This window comes from Shinella yambaruensis, assembly GCF_050859155.1.
Taxonomy (GTDB): domain Bacteria; phylum Pseudomonadota; class Alphaproteobacteria; order Rhizobiales; family Rhizobiaceae; genus Shinella; species Shinella yambaruensis.
In genome coordinates, this window is record NZ_CP150642.1 from 247,244 (window position 1) to 260,685 (window position 13,442).

The 13,442-nt window shown below is 58.9% G+C and carries 11 protein-coding genes and 5 pseudogenes; 9 read left to right on the forward strand and 7 right to left on the reverse strand.

Annotated elements, in window-relative coordinates; all coding sequences use genetic code 11:
* The first annotated feature begins 189 nt into the window (after positions 1 to 189).
* Positions 190 to 1,199, forward strand: a pseudogene (locus WMC41_RS30725) (IS5 family transposase).
* A 120-nt stretch (positions 1,200 to 1,319) separates the two neighbouring features.
* Here WMC41_RS30725 and WMC41_RS30730 read toward each other — a convergent pair.
* Positions 1,320 to 1,715 carry a hypothetical protein gene (locus WMC41_RS30730; RefSeq protein ID WP_432349904.1) on the reverse strand — a complete coding sequence of 132 codons (396 nt, stop codon included), beginning with the start codon at positions 1,713 to 1,715 and terminating at the stop codon, positions 1,320 to 1,322.
* 12 nt (positions 1,716 to 1,727) lie between these two features.
* Here WMC41_RS30730 and WMC41_RS30735 point away from each other — a divergent pair, with 12 nt between their 5' ends.
* The 7 genes and pseudogenes from WMC41_RS30735 to WMC41_RS30765 form a co-directional block, all read left to right on the forward strand.
* The gene (locus WMC41_RS30735; protein WP_432349905.1) at positions 1,728 to 2,135 is read left to right on the forward strand and encodes a transposase; all 408 of its coding nucleotides are present in this window, start codon (positions 1,728 to 1,730) and stop codon (positions 2,133 to 2,135) included.
* A complete protein-coding gene (tnpB, locus tag WMC41_RS30740) occupies positions 2,132 to 2,461 on the forward strand; it encodes an IS66 family insertion sequence element accessory protein TnpB (RefSeq protein ID WP_288083578.1) in 330 nt (109 codons plus the stop codon). The genes WMC41_RS30735 and tnpB overlap by 4 nt, the downstream gene beginning before the upstream one ends.
* A gap of 79 nt (positions 2,462 to 2,540) precedes the next feature.
* Positions 2,541 to 4,045 (forward strand): annotated as a pseudogene (tnpC, locus tag WMC41_RS30745) (IS66 family transposase); the annotation flags it as partial.
* A 150-nt stretch (positions 4,046 to 4,195) separates the two neighbouring features.
* A complete protein-coding gene (locus tag WMC41_RS30750) occupies positions 4,196 to 5,437 on the forward strand; it encodes a site-specific integrase (protein WP_432344158.1) in 1,242 nt (413 codons plus the stop codon).
* Positions 5,434 to 6,357: a tyrosine-type recombinase/integrase gene (locus WMC41_RS30755; RefSeq protein WP_432344161.1), complete on the forward strand. Its 924-nt coding sequence runs from the start codon at positions 5,434 to 5,436 to the stop codon at positions 6,355 to 6,357. The genes WMC41_RS30750 and WMC41_RS30755 overlap by 4 nt, the downstream gene beginning before the upstream one ends.
* Positions 6,354 to 7,355 carry a tyrosine-type recombinase/integrase gene (locus WMC41_RS30760; protein ID WP_432344164.1) on the forward strand — a complete coding sequence of 334 codons (1,002 nt, stop codon included), beginning with the start codon at positions 6,354 to 6,356 and terminating at the stop codon, positions 7,353 to 7,355. The genes WMC41_RS30755 and WMC41_RS30760 overlap by 4 nt, the downstream gene beginning before the upstream one ends.
* Before the next feature lie 114 nt (positions 7,356 to 7,469).
* Positions 7,470 to 7,601, forward strand: a pseudogene (locus WMC41_RS30765) (transposase domain-containing protein); the annotation flags it as partial.
* A 32-nt stretch (positions 7,602 to 7,633) separates the two neighbouring features.
* Here the strand turns inward: WMC41_RS30765 and WMC41_RS30770 are convergent.
* A pseudogene (locus tag WMC41_RS30770) lies at positions 7,634 to 8,059 on the reverse strand (ISNCY family transposase); the annotation flags it as partial.
* 177 nt (positions 8,060 to 8,236) lie between these two features.
* Here WMC41_RS30770 and WMC41_RS30775 point away from each other — a divergent pair.
* Positions 8,237 to 8,849 (forward strand): annotated as a pseudogene (locus WMC41_RS30775) (UPF0149 family protein).
* On the opposite strand, the gene WMC41_RS30780 reads toward WMC41_RS30775, so the two are convergent.
* The 5 genes from WMC41_RS30780 to WMC41_RS30800 form a co-directional block, all read right to left on the reverse strand.
* Entirely contained in the window at positions 8,812 to 9,018 is a 207-nt protein-coding gene (locus tag WMC41_RS30780; protein WP_288083584.1) for a hypothetical protein, read from the reverse strand. The pseudogene WMC41_RS30775 and the gene WMC41_RS30780 sit on opposite strands and share 38 nt — an antisense overlap.
* 355 nt (positions 9,019 to 9,373) lie before the next feature.
* The gene (locus tag WMC41_RS30785) at positions 9,374 to 10,630 is read right to left on the reverse strand and encodes an aminotransferase class I/II-fold pyridoxal phosphate-dependent enzyme (protein WP_432349906.1); all 1,257 of its coding nucleotides are present in this window, start codon (positions 10,628 to 10,630) and stop codon (positions 9,374 to 9,376) included.
* A gap of 110 nt (positions 10,631 to 10,740) precedes the next feature.
* Positions 10,741 to 11,439, reverse strand: a complete 699-nt coding sequence (locus WMC41_RS30790) for a response regulator transcription factor (RefSeq protein ID WP_288083576.1) — start codon at positions 11,437 to 11,439, stop codon at positions 10,741 to 10,743.
* A gap of 112 nt (positions 11,440 to 11,551) precedes the next feature.
* The gene (locus WMC41_RS30795; RefSeq protein ID WP_432349907.1) at positions 11,552 to 12,619 is read right to left on the reverse strand and encodes an ABC transporter substrate-binding protein; all 1,068 of its coding nucleotides are present in this window, start codon (positions 12,617 to 12,619) and stop codon (positions 11,552 to 11,554) included.
* Positions 12,616 to 13,410 (reverse strand): ABC transporter permease, encoded by a 795-nt coding sequence (locus tag WMC41_RS30800; protein WP_432350213.1) that lies wholly within the window; start codon positions 13,408 to 13,410, stop codon positions 12,616 to 12,618. The genes WMC41_RS30795 and WMC41_RS30800 overlap by 4 nt, the downstream gene beginning before the upstream one ends.
* Between the last annotated feature and the right edge of the window lie 32 nt (positions 13,411 to 13,442).

Here is a 13,442-nt window from a genome sequence, read left to right on the forward strand (position 1 = left end):
TTCGCCTCGCCATTCGCCCTCCGAACCGGGATGGCGACCTTTGGCTACCCCATTCGGAACGGTTACACTATTGGTAACATTTTGCTTGAGGCAATGCGGGGTCAATTGTGCACGTCGCCCGACAGCTATCCTGGATGAAGGGCAAAAGGCCTTCCGCTAGCGTTCGTGGACAAAGGTTGACTGTGGAATGTGGTTTTGATTGAAGGCTTCCATTTGGAGGCAGCCTTGGGCGAACGGATTGGTTTGACGGACGAGGAGTGGGCGCTGATCGGTCCGCTTTTGCCTGCTGAACGAGGGCGCGGCTGCCGCCCTGCTCAGGACAACCGACGTTATTTCGAAGGCATGATGTGGATGGCGCGTACGGGAGCGCAATGGCGGCATCTGCCTGACAAATACGGCAAGTGGAACAGCGTCTTCCGCCGATATCGGCGCTGGGTCGAGATCGGCGTGTTCGAAGCGATGCTCGAAACGCTAGCCGAACTGATCGATCGGGATCGAAGCGCTGACATGATCGACAGCACCGTCATCCGGGCACATCACTGTGCGGTTGGCATAAAAAGGGGACTCAGGAGGCCGAGGCGCTTGGCCGATCGCGGGGCGGCTTCACCACCAAGCTCCATGCCCGATGCGATGCGAAAGGCCGCCCGCTCGGCTTCGTCCTGACACCTGGGCAAGCGCACGACACCCAGGGCTTTGCGCCCTTGTTCCGGACGATTTCCGACCAGATCGAGGCGTTCCTCGCCGACAAGGGTTATGATGCCGACGCCATCCGCGAGGAGAATGCCGAGGCCGACATCGAAGCCGTCATTCCCTCAAAAAGTAACCGGCGTGAACCTATCCCGCACGACAAAGCCAAATACAAATGGCGCAACCAAATCGAGCGGCTCTTCAACAAGCTCAAGAACTGGCGGCGCGTCGCGACCCGATATGACAAGACCAAAGAATCCTATCTCGGCTTTGTCGCAATCGCAGCAGTCAAACTATGGATGCCCTTTGTCCACGAGCGCTGGTGCGCCCGCACCCGAGAGAATGATCCCCGTCGACGCGACGGATTTCTTGAGCGAGGTCGTCGACCTCGATCATTCCAGATTCTCCATTGGTTCATACCCTCCTCGTTTGCCGTTGAAACGCTCGATGTCGCACCACGCTTTTCGGGAGCGCGGGGCGGGCACCCACTGACCATGGTTGTCGCGTTCTGACGTTTGAACCAGCACGCCTCGGCGGCCCGGCTTCACGTCCAGTACCATGATGTAACGATCGTAGCGTGGATCAACCTCGCGCCAGATCTGGTTCTTCTCGGGCTTCACGTTCTCCACCTCTCACCAATGTCGTTCAATTTTGACGCGTATTCCGATGAAGCCGGCCATTGATTCCGAAACGAAGCCGGCCATCTGTTCCGATGTCATTCCAGCCAGCATTCCGATTTGAAGCCGGTCAGTCGATGGTCTCCTGGGTCGTTTGGTTTGATGGCTCGTGATTGCCGCGCGGTCAAGCGTCTGCTGGTGTCTGAGGCTGCTTTCGCAAGCTCTCACCGGAAAGTTCGATACGGTAGCGGAATCCGTCGGGATGGACGCTGCAATTTCTTCCCAGTGGATGAGCAGCGTGACGCCCGGCTCCTTCAGCTCGATGGAGCGCTCAGTCCAATCAGCCGTAAGCGGGTAGGCCACCCCACGTAGCGGATTTTCGGTTTGAGGCTCATTTTCCTCGTGAATCACGAGGAGAGTCAAATGAGCGACAGGGTGAGTCAGGTCCGAACGTTCGAGGTTTTGACGGCGACTGCGGTGTCGCCGCGTCGGCCGCCGCGTCATTGGTCGGAGGATGAGAAGGCGCGGCTGGTTGCGGAGGCGTTTTCGCCGGGAAGCACGGTGGCAGAGGTCGCCCGCGCTTATGAGCTGGATGTGTCGCAACTCTATGCGTGGCGGCGGCAGGCGTTATCGTCGGGGACGGTCGCGCCGTTGGCAGTGCCCTTGGGCGGGCGTGGCGGCTCGCCGGACGATCCGTTGAAGCTCACGCGATTTGATGCGGGTGCCGGCGCGCCGGTGGAGATCGTGCTTGGCGATGCTGTCGTGCGCGTCGGCGGCGATATCGATCCCGACCAGTTGGCGGGGATCATCCGCGCGGTGCACCAGGCATGATCGCGTCGGGTGTTGTGGTTTACGTATCGGCGCAGCCGGTGGGCTTCCGTAAAGGAGCGGCGTCCCTGATGGCGCTGGCGAGCGGCCTCGACCCGTTCTCGGGTGCTCTGTATGTGTTCCGGTCGAAACGGACGGACCGTATTCGCATCGTGTGGTGGGATGGCAGCGGGGTCTGTCTCTATGCGAAAGTTCTGGAGGGAAACAGCTTCTGCTGGCCGGGCATATCGGCTGCGCGGCTGCGTCTGGACCATTCGCACTCATGGCGCTTCTGGCAGGTCTCGATTGAAAGAGGATCCGACCCGCGCGGATCAAACGCCCGCAGTTGACGGGGTGAACATGCCGGCTTGCGCGCTAAAATCGGCTGGACCCATTGGAAAATAGGGCGTTTTGTGCTCTATTCCCTCCATGGTTTTGCCCGTTGCCGAACTGCCGGACGATGTTGATGCGCTGACGGCGATGATTCAGGCAATGGTGCGCGAACATGCCGAAATCGCCCGCGGGAATGCGGCCCGATTGGACGCTGCGATGGCGGAAGTCGCCCGTCTGAAGGCGGTGGAGGCGGCAGCCAAAGAGCGGATCGCCAACCTGACGACGATCATGAACGTCCTGCAACGCACGCAGTATGGCACCCGATCGGAGCGGCTGCGGCTTGCCGTGGATGACGAGCAGGTGTCCTTTGCCTTCGAGGAGGTCGAGACGGGTCTTGCGGCGATCGAGAGTGAGCTTGACCGCGCGAGCGGCGACAAGCCGAAGCGCGCGCCGCGTCCGTGCAAGGGCTTTGCCGCCCATCTCGTACGCATCGAGGAGATCGTTGAGCCGGAAATCCCCGCCGAATATGTCGGGCTGGAAAAGGTTCTGATCGGCGGGGATCGGTCCGAGCGCCTGGATGTCGTGCCGTCGAAGTTCCGAGTCATCGTGACGCGCCGCCCCAAATATGCCTTCCGGGGCCATGACGGCGTGATCCAGGCGCTGGCGCCAGCGCACATCATCGAAAGCGGCCTGCCGACGGAGCGGCTGCTGGCCTATATTGTCTTCTCGAAATATGGCGACGGTCTTCCGCTCTACCGGCAGGAGGCGATCTACCTGCGCGACGGCGTCGAGATCAGCCGGAACCTGATGGCGCAATGGATGGGGCATCTGGGGTTCGAGCTTCAGATATGCGCCGATTATATCCTGGAGCGGGTCAAGGAGGGCGAAAGGATCTTTGCCGACGAAACGACCTTGCCCACCCTTGTACCCGGCTCCGGGAAGGCCATGAAGGCCCGGCTCTGGGCTTACGCACGCGATGATCGGCCCTATGGCGGACCAGCCCGCCGATGGTGGCCTATCGCTTCGAGGACAGCCGAGGCGGCGAGTGCGTGGCACGTCATCTCGCCGGGTTCAACGGTATCCTTCAGGTCGACGGATATCCCGCCTATACGAGCCTTGCCAAGGCGCGCGCCAAGGCTGGCAGCAATGACACGATCCAGCTTGCCGGGTTCTGGGCGCATCTGAGGCGAAAGTTCTACGACCTGCACATTGCCGGGGTCTCGCAGGTCGCTACGGATACGATCGTCACCATGAGTGCGCTGTGGAAGATCGAGGATGAGGTGCGTGGTCGAGATGCTGAGACCAGGGCCGCGCGGCGGCAGGAAAGGGCCACGCCCATCGTCGCCAATCTCTTCGACCTGTGGGAGAGCGAACTGCGTAAAGTCTCCGGCAAATCCAAAACCGCCGAGGCGATCCGCTATGGGCTCACCCGGCGTGAGGCGCTGGAGCGGTTCCTGACCGATGGTCGCATCGAGATCGACTCCACCATTGTCGAGCGCGCAATCAGGCCCCAGACGATCACGAGGAAGAACAGTCTGTTCGCCGGAAGCGATGGCGGTGGTTGCACCTGGGCAACGCTCGCCACGCTTCTTCAGACGGCATTATGCCGCGCGCGGCATAAGGCCGTTTATGCCGACCGGCGAACTATGCCGATTAAGCAAACTTTTGCCAACGTTTTCTGTAACATAGCGGTAACCCCAGCGGCATAGCTTAGGGTCTCTCCGTCGTAATTGACGCGAAGGAGAGGACATATGATCGCAAGTGACTATTTGAAGCGCAGCGCACTGTATCGGAAGCTGGTCCACGGTCCATATCGGGAGTTTGCGCGCGTTTACGCCACCAAGATGTCAAACGAAGGTTTGGGTCGGCACTGCACGCGGCGCTCGCTGAGCCTGTTTCGAGACCTGATGGACTGGTATGTTGGCAATGGACATCATCCGCAGGATTTAAGCGAAGCTCATGTCGATCGTTTTCTTGAGCATCGTTTCGAACACTGGAGCCCTGACACGGGCGACCGATCAGCGCTCCGACGCTTACTCTCCGCGCTACGGGAAGAGCGCTTAATACCAACTGCCCTCCCGGTTGAGCGTACAGAGCACGAGCAGATTATCGATGTATTCGCGGTATATTTGTCGAATGAGAGAGGACTCGCTGCCTCGACGGTGGAAAGCCACAAGCTGCTGTCATATCGATTTCTGCGGGAGGTCTGTCCTGCCGGCGCAGACGGGTTTGAAGCGCTCACCCCGGAGATTGTCATCGGGTATGTCGAACGACATGCGCTCGATGGCTCCGCCGACAGCGGCAAGGCAATGTGCGGAGTCGTGCGTGCCTTTCTGCGTTACTTGCATCTGAAGGGCTTCATTTCGACGGCGTTGGCCGATTGCGTGCCGTCCATCCGCCGCTGGCGACTTGCCGGCCTTCCAACATTCCTACCGCCAGAGAAGGTCCAGAAGGTTCTTGATGCCTGTGATCGGACGACGGCAATGGGTCATCGGGACTATGCGGTTCTGATGATCCTTGCCAAGCTCGGTTTGCGCGCCAGCGAAGTTGCCACCCTCAATCTCGATGATATCGACTGGCAGTGCGGCACGATCCTCGTACATGGAAAGGGGCGACGGCAAGCGACTATGCCGCTACGTCATGACGTCGGAACAGCTATCGTCGCTTATATCCGGCATGGGCGGCCCGCTTCGGCATGTCGGCGAGTTTTCTTGCGAACTCTTGCGCCGCACGTGGGTTTTGCGTCCGGCTGCGCCATCACGATGATCGCGAAGCAGGCACTCGAACGGGCAGGCATTGACGGCTATGCGCATCACGGTGCCCATCTTTTCCGCCACAGCCTCGCGACCGACCTTTTGCGGTCAGGCGCCAGCTTTGCCGAGATCGGCCAACTGCTCCGCCATCGAAGCATCGACAGTACAAGGATCTATGCCAAGCTCGATATCGAGAAGCTGCGTGAACTGAGCCTGCCCTGGCCGGGAGGTGCCCAATGAGCCGGCTTCGCACCGCGCTTGAGCGCTACGTCGGCATGCGCCAAGGGCTGGGATACAAATATGACGGTCCGGCAAAACGATTGTCGGAGTTCGTCGCTTTCATGGAAGCCCGCGGCGCCGAGACCATCACGACAGACCTTGCAATGGAGTGGGTCACCTCAATGGGCCGGCAGCCGAGTTGGTCCGTCCGCCTGGTTGACGTGCGCTGCTTTGCCCAGCACCTGGCTCATTTCGATCCTCTGACGGAAGTACTACCAAGCGACGCTGTACCGCCGGCACGGCGCACAAAGCCCTACATCTATAGTGAAGTCGAGATTCAGGCGCTTCTGGCAGCAGCACTGTCGCTGCCGCCGGCCGGCGCCCTTCGGCGATGGACATATAACTGCCTGTTCGGATTGATAGCGGTGACCGGGCTGCGCCATTCCGAAGCGCTCGGCCTGCTCCGGACCGACGTTGATCTCGACCAGGGCATCCTCACCATTCGAGAGACTAAGTTTGGTAAGTCACGGCTAGTGCCGCTACATGCCACGACAATCGCCATCCTTTCAGACTATGCCGCCCGACGCGATGCACACCTTGGTACGCCGCGCAGTCCCTATTTCTTCGTCGCCGAACAGGGCGGCAGATTGCTGCATCAATACGTGCACCGCGTGTTCTGGCGATTATCCCGGCAAATCGGATTACGGCAGGAGGGGAATCGCAATGGCCCACGGATTCATGATCTTCGTCACCGTTTCGCCGTCCAGACCCTGATCAACTGGCATCGGGCTGGCGAAGATGTGGAACGCGAACTGCCGGTTCTCTCGACCTTTCTCGGCCATACCAATGTTCGCGACACCTACTGGTACCTGTCCGCCGCGCCGGAACTGATGAACCATGCGGTCCGGCGATTGGATAAGCGTTGGGAGGCTCGGTCATGAGACGCACGAACGACTTGGCCGTGCTGATCGAGCGGTGGTTCACAGATCGGCTTATGAAGCATCGAGGTGTAAGTTCTAACACCATCGCCTCCTATCGCGACACCTTCAGGCTCCTGTTTGCGTTCGCACAGACGCGCCTTGGGAGATCCCCATCCCAGTTGACGCTGCGGGATTTGGACGCTCCCTTCATCGGCGCATTCCTGGAGGACCTTGAGACGAAGAGATCCGCCTCAGTGAGGACCCGGAATCTCCGCCTCACAGCCATCCGATCCTTCTTCCGGTATGCAGCGTTCGAGGAGCCCACACATAGCGCCCATATTCAGCGTGTGCTCGCGATCCCCAGCAAGCGATGTGACAAGCGGCAGCTTCAGTTTCTAACCAGGCCCGAGATTGAAGCGATCCTGGACTGCACGGATCGAAGCACGTGGCTGGGACGCCGCGATTACACTCTGCTATTGTTGGCCGCGCAAACCGGATTGCGGGTCTCGGAGATTGTCGACCTGGACCGAGACTCCGTAATGCTCGGCCAGGGCGCGCATGTGCGATGCGTTGGCAAGGGCCGCAAAGAGCGATGTACGCCGCTCACAAAGGTTGCACGGCAAGCCCTTCGTCACTGGCTCAACGAGCCCAGAAAGCGAAGCGCAACGGCGCTCTTTCCGAACATGCACGGTGGCAAGCTCAGCGCTGACGGCGTGCAGGCACTGCTGAACAAATATGTCGCCAAAGCACGTGAGCACTGCATCTCCCTTCGCTCAAAGCGGGTCTCGCCCCATGTCTTGCGGCACTCCGCCGCCATGGAGTTGCTACAGGCTGGCGTCGACTGCTCGGTTATTGCCCTGTGGCTGGGCCATGAAGCGATGGAAACAACCCTGACCTATCTTCATGCACATCTTGAACTGAAGGAATCTGCACTCGCAAAGCTGAAGCCGTACGAACGCGCTAAGGCCGAGCGATTTCGACCAAACGACCGGCTTCTGGAATTCCTGAACGCCCTCTGAGCATGAGAACTATGCCGAGTGTCAACCACCGGCATCCGGCCGAACCTGCCGGGAACGCGCCATGGACCGTTCCTATCAGAAGAGGCATTCGGCATAGTTCGCCGGTCGGCATAAACCTGCAAGATGAATGACGTCGATCCGCTTGCCTGGCTGGCTCAGACCCTATGCCGCATCGCTCAAGGCTGGCCGGCCGCCGACATCGAAGCCCTGATGCCATGGAACTTCAAGCCCGACGCCATCGGCTGACCGCTTACAATCAGCCTCTTGGCGTCGCCGTTGCGCAATTCTGTGAGGACACTACTCAATAGCGTCTGCTCGCCAACCAGCAGCGGCGCACATTCCGTACAGCCGGTCGCGATGTCGGTGAGCACAAGGGTTTGGATGAAGCTGCCACGAGCCGAAGGGCCGCAATGGGCGACGAGATCCGCCTCAACGAAGCCTGGCGCCGGATCGTCCCAATCCGCCGACGTCCTAATGGGAATGCTCCGTCGCAGGGCGTGCGCCGCCGGCCGCCGTCGTGAACGTCCCAACCTCTCTCGGATCGGTCCCAACGTCCTGTCGATCGTGCACGCGCTCATCGCCACCAATTTGCCACGGACCTCAAGCCCGAGGTTGTAATGACCGTGCCGTTCCATCGCCTCGACAAGGATGGGCAGCAGCGCCTTCAGCCGCTTCCCACAGACACGATCAGACGCCTCCCACCGCATCAGGTGATCGTCACGATCCGCCCGAAATACCCCTGTCAGAAGGGTTGAACGGGCGTCATCCAGGCCAGAGCGCCGGCACATCTTTTGGAAGGGAGCTGGCCGACGGAAGCGCTTCTTTCCATGGACTTGGAAGGCCGACCGCGAGTGCATCGCAGATCAGGAGCGACGGACGGCATGACACAGAACAGCCAAGGAGCTACGGCACGACCGAAGCTCGATGACGAGGCGTTCGAGGCGTTTATCAGGGCACGCCGTCCAGTCTCACCGATCTGGTCGTTGAGCGGCCTCGACGGCTACCTCACGCCTCTCATCATCGGCCCGAGGTTTATCGACCCACGTCAGGGAAGCCGGAGCTGACTCGCCCAGATGCCCTCAACCTACCGATGGAAACGAGCGAGCATCGAGCCGTTCAGACCATCGTTGCGGAATACAAGGGGATATCGGTGAGCCTAGCCGAAACGCCGAAAGACCATCGGCCCGGGTTCACCAGGATCGATGAGCAGACCTTTGATCCATTCGATTGGGAGCTCTGCATTTTGCTAGAACAACGTACGCGTCCAAGCTTAGGCGGCCCGTCTTTCGAGGTCATGCCGCAACTGGCCATATCATCGCGCCCATCCGCAAGCTCGGCCAGGCAAAACGGAAAGCGACCCGCCAGGATGCTGCTGAGGTCGCCGAAGCACTCGTCAATATCCGAACCTATTTTATGCCGAAGCGGGCAAAGGGGCAAATCGAATACTGGCACAAAATCAGAGAGCTCCTAAATCAAGCCCGAGCGCGTCCATGACAAGCGCAATTTCCTTCACGGTCAGGGATTGCCAGGCGCCGCATTCGATTAACTTCAATCGTTCTTCCGAAATGCCGGTCCGTTTCCTCAAAGCGTGGGCATCCAAGCCTCTGCTCTGAACGCTATTGGCGAGGATTTGCACGAGATCAGCCGCAGTTTCTATTGACATGGCAGTCCTCAAGTTTTTGCCGCCGTTGACGTAGACAACGGTTTGCAAAGTTGTCTGAAGGCGAAGGGAATTTGATCGTCTGGACAAGCGGTGCGGTGATCATAAGATTTTGCGGACCCGCGTGGTGAACGCTTTGAGATATATAATCAGTTTTTCTGCAAATCTGCAGAAAGCGGAACAGGAGAACCGCAGGAATAATCCATCACCCTGGAGGATGATTGCGTTCAGGCGTGGCGTGAACCTTTGTCGGCGGGGGAGCGGCCATGTCAATATACCGTCGATCAGCCCATTGAATGCGACGAGTGGTGTTTTGATATAGTGTCCGAACGAGCGGAATTTCTGAAAACGTCGCCACTCAATGCACAGGATCACTTCCGTTTCTGTCGATTTCGGCCCTGATCTTTTCGATGGCATCGCAAAGCGCATCAATATCTTGGCTGGAATGTGCCGATGTCACGCAGATGCGCAGCCCTGCTTCGCCCCGTGCCACCGTTGGGAAGAAAATCGCGGACGTGTAGAAACCACGTCGAAGCAATTCCCGCGCGGCGGCGACAGCGATCATCTCATCACCAAAACGAACCGTCCGGATAGGAAGGGTGGACGGTTGTCCGGAACCCTTCAAACGCCCATCAAGCAGTTCAAGGTTTCGGCGGAGTTTTTGCTGGCGAAGACTGAGTTCAGGCGACGCATGGATGGCTGCCGATGCGAGCGCAGCACCAATCGCTGCCGTTGTCAGGGATGCGGAAAACGCATGCGCAATCGCAAACCGACGAAACAGGAGTTCCTGCGCAGCGGTCCCAAGCATCAGGATGCCCCCGGATGCGCCAAACCCCTTTCCCAGAGATGCGGCAACAATCGTGCGTTCGCCAAGGTCGGGAATGGCTGAGCGGGCAAAGCCCGATCCGTTGTCACCGTGAATGGAAATGCCATGAGCATCGTCAATGTAGAGAAAAAGTCCATAGCGTTCCTGCAAGCGCAGCAATTCGTCCATCGGAGCGTTGCCGCCCATGGAATAGACGCCGTCACAAACATAGGCGACCGGGCGATGGCTCCTGCAAAGGGCTTCCAAAGCCGCCATGTCGTTGTGCGGTATGGTCGCGACCTCCGTATCCTGCGCGACCACCGGCTTGTGAAACGCCAAAGTGGCATGCGCAAGTCGATCGAAGACAACGAGCGGCTTCTTCCCACCCGTCAGATGGCCGGATGCAAGGATCGGAAGGGCGCTCATATTTGCGGCAAGAACCGTGGTGAACGTCAAGACACGCGCCTTGAACAGATCGGATAGCTGACGTTCCAGGTGCCCAAGGATATCGAAGTTGAGACGGGTCCGCGCGCAAGACCAATGGAAGGCACGGGAATTGGCGATCGCCTTGCGGGCGCCATCAAGAATATCCGGATGGTTGTCCAATCCGAGATAGGAGCAGCGCACAAAGTCCGTGACCGCCTGGTCGCCAGGCTGGATATGGACAAGCCGATCATGCGAAGGGGTCGCATAGACGGCCATCACGCCCTGGTAGTGGGCATGCTCGAAGCTCGACGAGGCGAGATCGATCATCGTCGAGGTGTTGCGGAGCGAAACTTGCGGCGTCTTGCCTGGTACGACTTTGCTCATTTGTTCTATCCCGGTGCCTGATGCATCGGTAAGATCGCTGGAGCGGGTCGAGAAAACGACGAAGATATCCCAAATAAAACAATATGTTTTCGCGAAGCGGGCTGCGTGGATCAGGTCTTTCGAAGGGAAACGATGAAGCCGTTCGACCTGACCGTCTCGATCATCTTCTCTCCGCTCGCCTTGAGAACAGCCTTGCGAATATTCGATATATGGGCATCGACGGTCTTGTCCTCCACATGCTGGCCAGGCGGCCAAGCCGCCAGAATAAGGTCCCGGCGGGTAAGGACGCGTTCCGGAGAAGCCAGCATACGCCGCAGTATCTTATATTCGATTGGGCTGAGTGCCGCTTTCCCAAACCTGCCCCGCAGCATCCGTGTCGAGCGATCCAGCCAGAGTGCGCCGATCTCCTCGCACTGTTCATGCGATGATGCCACCAATGGCCTGGTTCGCCGCTCGATGCTTGCGCGTAAACCATAGAGGATCAAATCGGGAGACAGCGGCCGCAAGACACACTCGTCAACGCCCGATCTCAGGAATCTTAGGTAGTAACCGGCGTGTTGTGGGCGAATGAAAGCCATCATTGCGAAGTTCGCCGTCTTTCTGCGGGAGCGTGCTTTTCGGCAAAGTTGAAGCGCTGGATCGATGTCGGTGCTATCGAGAATCACGGCTTTGGACGCATCGATGTTCATTTCCAGTTCTTTGATATCGGGCGCAATCGGCAACGCCCGAAACCCGCCCGATGCGAGAATATGGGTAAGGAACAGGGAGAAGTCCGCATCTTTGGTTGCAACAAGGACAATAGGGTTCATGGGGTGACTCCACAGGTGCCCCAGACCTGACAGCTGCAGAACCGGGATGCGTTAAGATATCGATGTGCGATTGGTCGGTTCCGACGCGGGTCTATCTTTCCGCGCGGTCAGGTTACCGGACCCAGTTGTTCCATTGCTCAAGCAGCTGCGATGCGTTGGCATTGATCCATTCTGCATCCGGCACGATCACGTAGTCGGAAATGTCACCTGCTGTGGGCATGGATTTACGCGTTTCATCGGACATCAAGGCGATGGCATCCTTGCTCGGTGGCGTGCAGGAAAGGACATCGCAGGCTTTGGCCTGTGCGGCTGGATTATCTAGCCAGAATGCCATCAGTTTGAGCGCGTTCTCGCGGTTTGGGGCGCCGCGCACGAGTGCAATGCGATCGCCGACAAGGAAGGAGGCCTTATAGGACCACTTTATCGGCAGACCCTCGTTTGCCATCGCCTTGGCGCGGGTGAGCCAGATTTGCCCAAGGTCATAATCGCCGTTGCGGAAGCCTTGGACACTTTGGTCGCCGGTCTTCCACCAGAGAGAAACGGAATCCCGTATCTCGTCGAGCTTGCGAAAGCCGCGATTGACGTCGAGCGGAAAGAGCTCCTCTTTCTTCACACCATCGGCCAGCAGTGCGGCCGCAAGCACCCGCCATGGATCATCGAAATTGGGGAACGCCCGGCCACCTGGAAAACGCTCGGTGTCCCACATATCCGCCCATGTCTCAGGTGTCGCATCCGCTTCTGCTCGGGAGCGGTAGGCGAGCAACGTGGCCGTAGACTGCAGCAGTGCACCCCCCGGTTCACATGCATTCGCCACCAGGTCGGCCCGGTCCTTGTAGGGATTGCAAAATTCCGACAAATCCTCGGTCGCGGCCTTGTGCACTTCGGACCCAGCCTGGATCTCTCCATCAAGGTAAAGATCCCAGGTCACATTGCCGGACTTCACCATTGCCGATGCCTTGGCGCGCATCTCTGCATTCGTCGCAGACACCACGACCACCTCGATGCCGGTTTCCTTGGTGAACGGATCGAACCAGGCTTCCTTCAGAGCGCGATCATATGCGCCGCCGGTCGATGCGATGACAACACGTTCGCCCGCCAGGGCGGTGCTGCACGTGGTCGCCAATATCGTAGTGGCCAACGCGACTAAAGCTGTGGTGCGAAATCCGAGTTTGGTGATCATTGTTGTTTCTCCTGATTGTTTTGAGATGTCTTTGAGGGTGAGGCAAGATGAACGATACCGATGAGCAAGAGGGATGCTGCCACGATGACCGTCGAAGCGGCGGCAATGACGGGGGTCAGATTGAAGTCGATGTCCTCGAACATCTTTCGTCCAATCGATTTGCCGCCAATGTCGGAGATGAAGAAGGCGACGGTGGCTTCGTCAAACGAGGCAAGGAAGGCAAAGACAGCACCGGCGGCAATGCCGGGCGCAATATTTGGAAGCGTCACGTGGATGAAGCACCGTATCCGTGATGCCCCACAGCTTGCCGCCGCCAGTTCGAGCGCCGGATCCAGTCTTTGCAACGATGCCAAGACGGTAATCACGACAAAGGGCACGGCAAGCACGGTGTGACCGATCAGGAAGCCTGGAAGCGAACCCGTCAACTCCAGAGGGGCGAAGACAAGATAGAGCGCAACGCCGAGCACCACATGGGGAACGATCATTGGGCTGATTACGACGGCTTGTACAAACCCTTTGAACGGGAGGTCACCCCTCACAAGGGACAACGCAGTCGCCGTGCCGATGAACGTGGAGGTAACGGCAGTACAAACGGCGATCTTGAGGCTGAACAGCGTGGCGGCGAGCCAATCAGGGTCCGATAGGTAAGCCAGATACCATTTGAACGTCAGGCCGGATGGCGGGAACGACAGGTGCGCGGATTCATTCAGCGACATCGGTATGATGATGACTGTCGGCAAGATGAGGAAAAACAGGATGAGTGCCACCGCTGCCAACCCCACGAGGCGGATGAGCCGCGGATAAAGGGCTTCAAGAACGGGCT

Coding starts and splice junctions, on each gene's coding strand:
- WMC41_RS30735 (WP_432349905.1), top strand. CDS start 1,728: ATGAGCGACAGGGTGAGTCAGGTCCGAACGTTCGAGGTTTTGACGGCG.
- tnpB (WP_288083578.1), top strand. CDS start 2,132: ATGATCGCGTCGGGTGTTGTGGTTTACGTATCGGCGCAGCCGGTGGGC.
- WMC41_RS30750 (WP_432344158.1), top strand. CDS start 4,196: ATGATCGCAAGTGACTATTTGAAGCGCAGCGCACTGTATCGGAAGCTG.
- WMC41_RS30755 (WP_432344161.1), top strand. CDS start 5,434: ATGAGCCGGCTTCGCACCGCGCTTGAGCGCTACGTCGGCATGCGCCAA.
- WMC41_RS30760 (WP_432344164.1), top strand. CDS start 6,354: ATGAGACGCACGAACGACTTGGCCGTGCTGATCGAGCGGTGGTTCACA.
- WMC41_RS30780 (WP_288083584.1), bottom strand. CDS start 9,018: ATGTCAATAGAAACTGCGGCTGATCTCGTGCAAATCCTCGCCAATAGC.
- WMC41_RS30785 (WP_432349906.1), bottom strand. CDS start 10,630: ATGAGCAAAGTCGTACCAGGCAAGACGCCGCAAGTTTCGCTCCGCAAC.
- WMC41_RS30790 (WP_288083576.1), bottom strand. CDS start 11,439: ATGAACCCTATTGTCCTTGTTGCAACCAAAGATGCGGACTTCTCCCTG.
- WMC41_RS30795 (WP_432349907.1), bottom strand. CDS start 12,619: ATGATCACCAAACTCGGATTTCGCACCACAGCTTTAGTCGCGTTGGCC.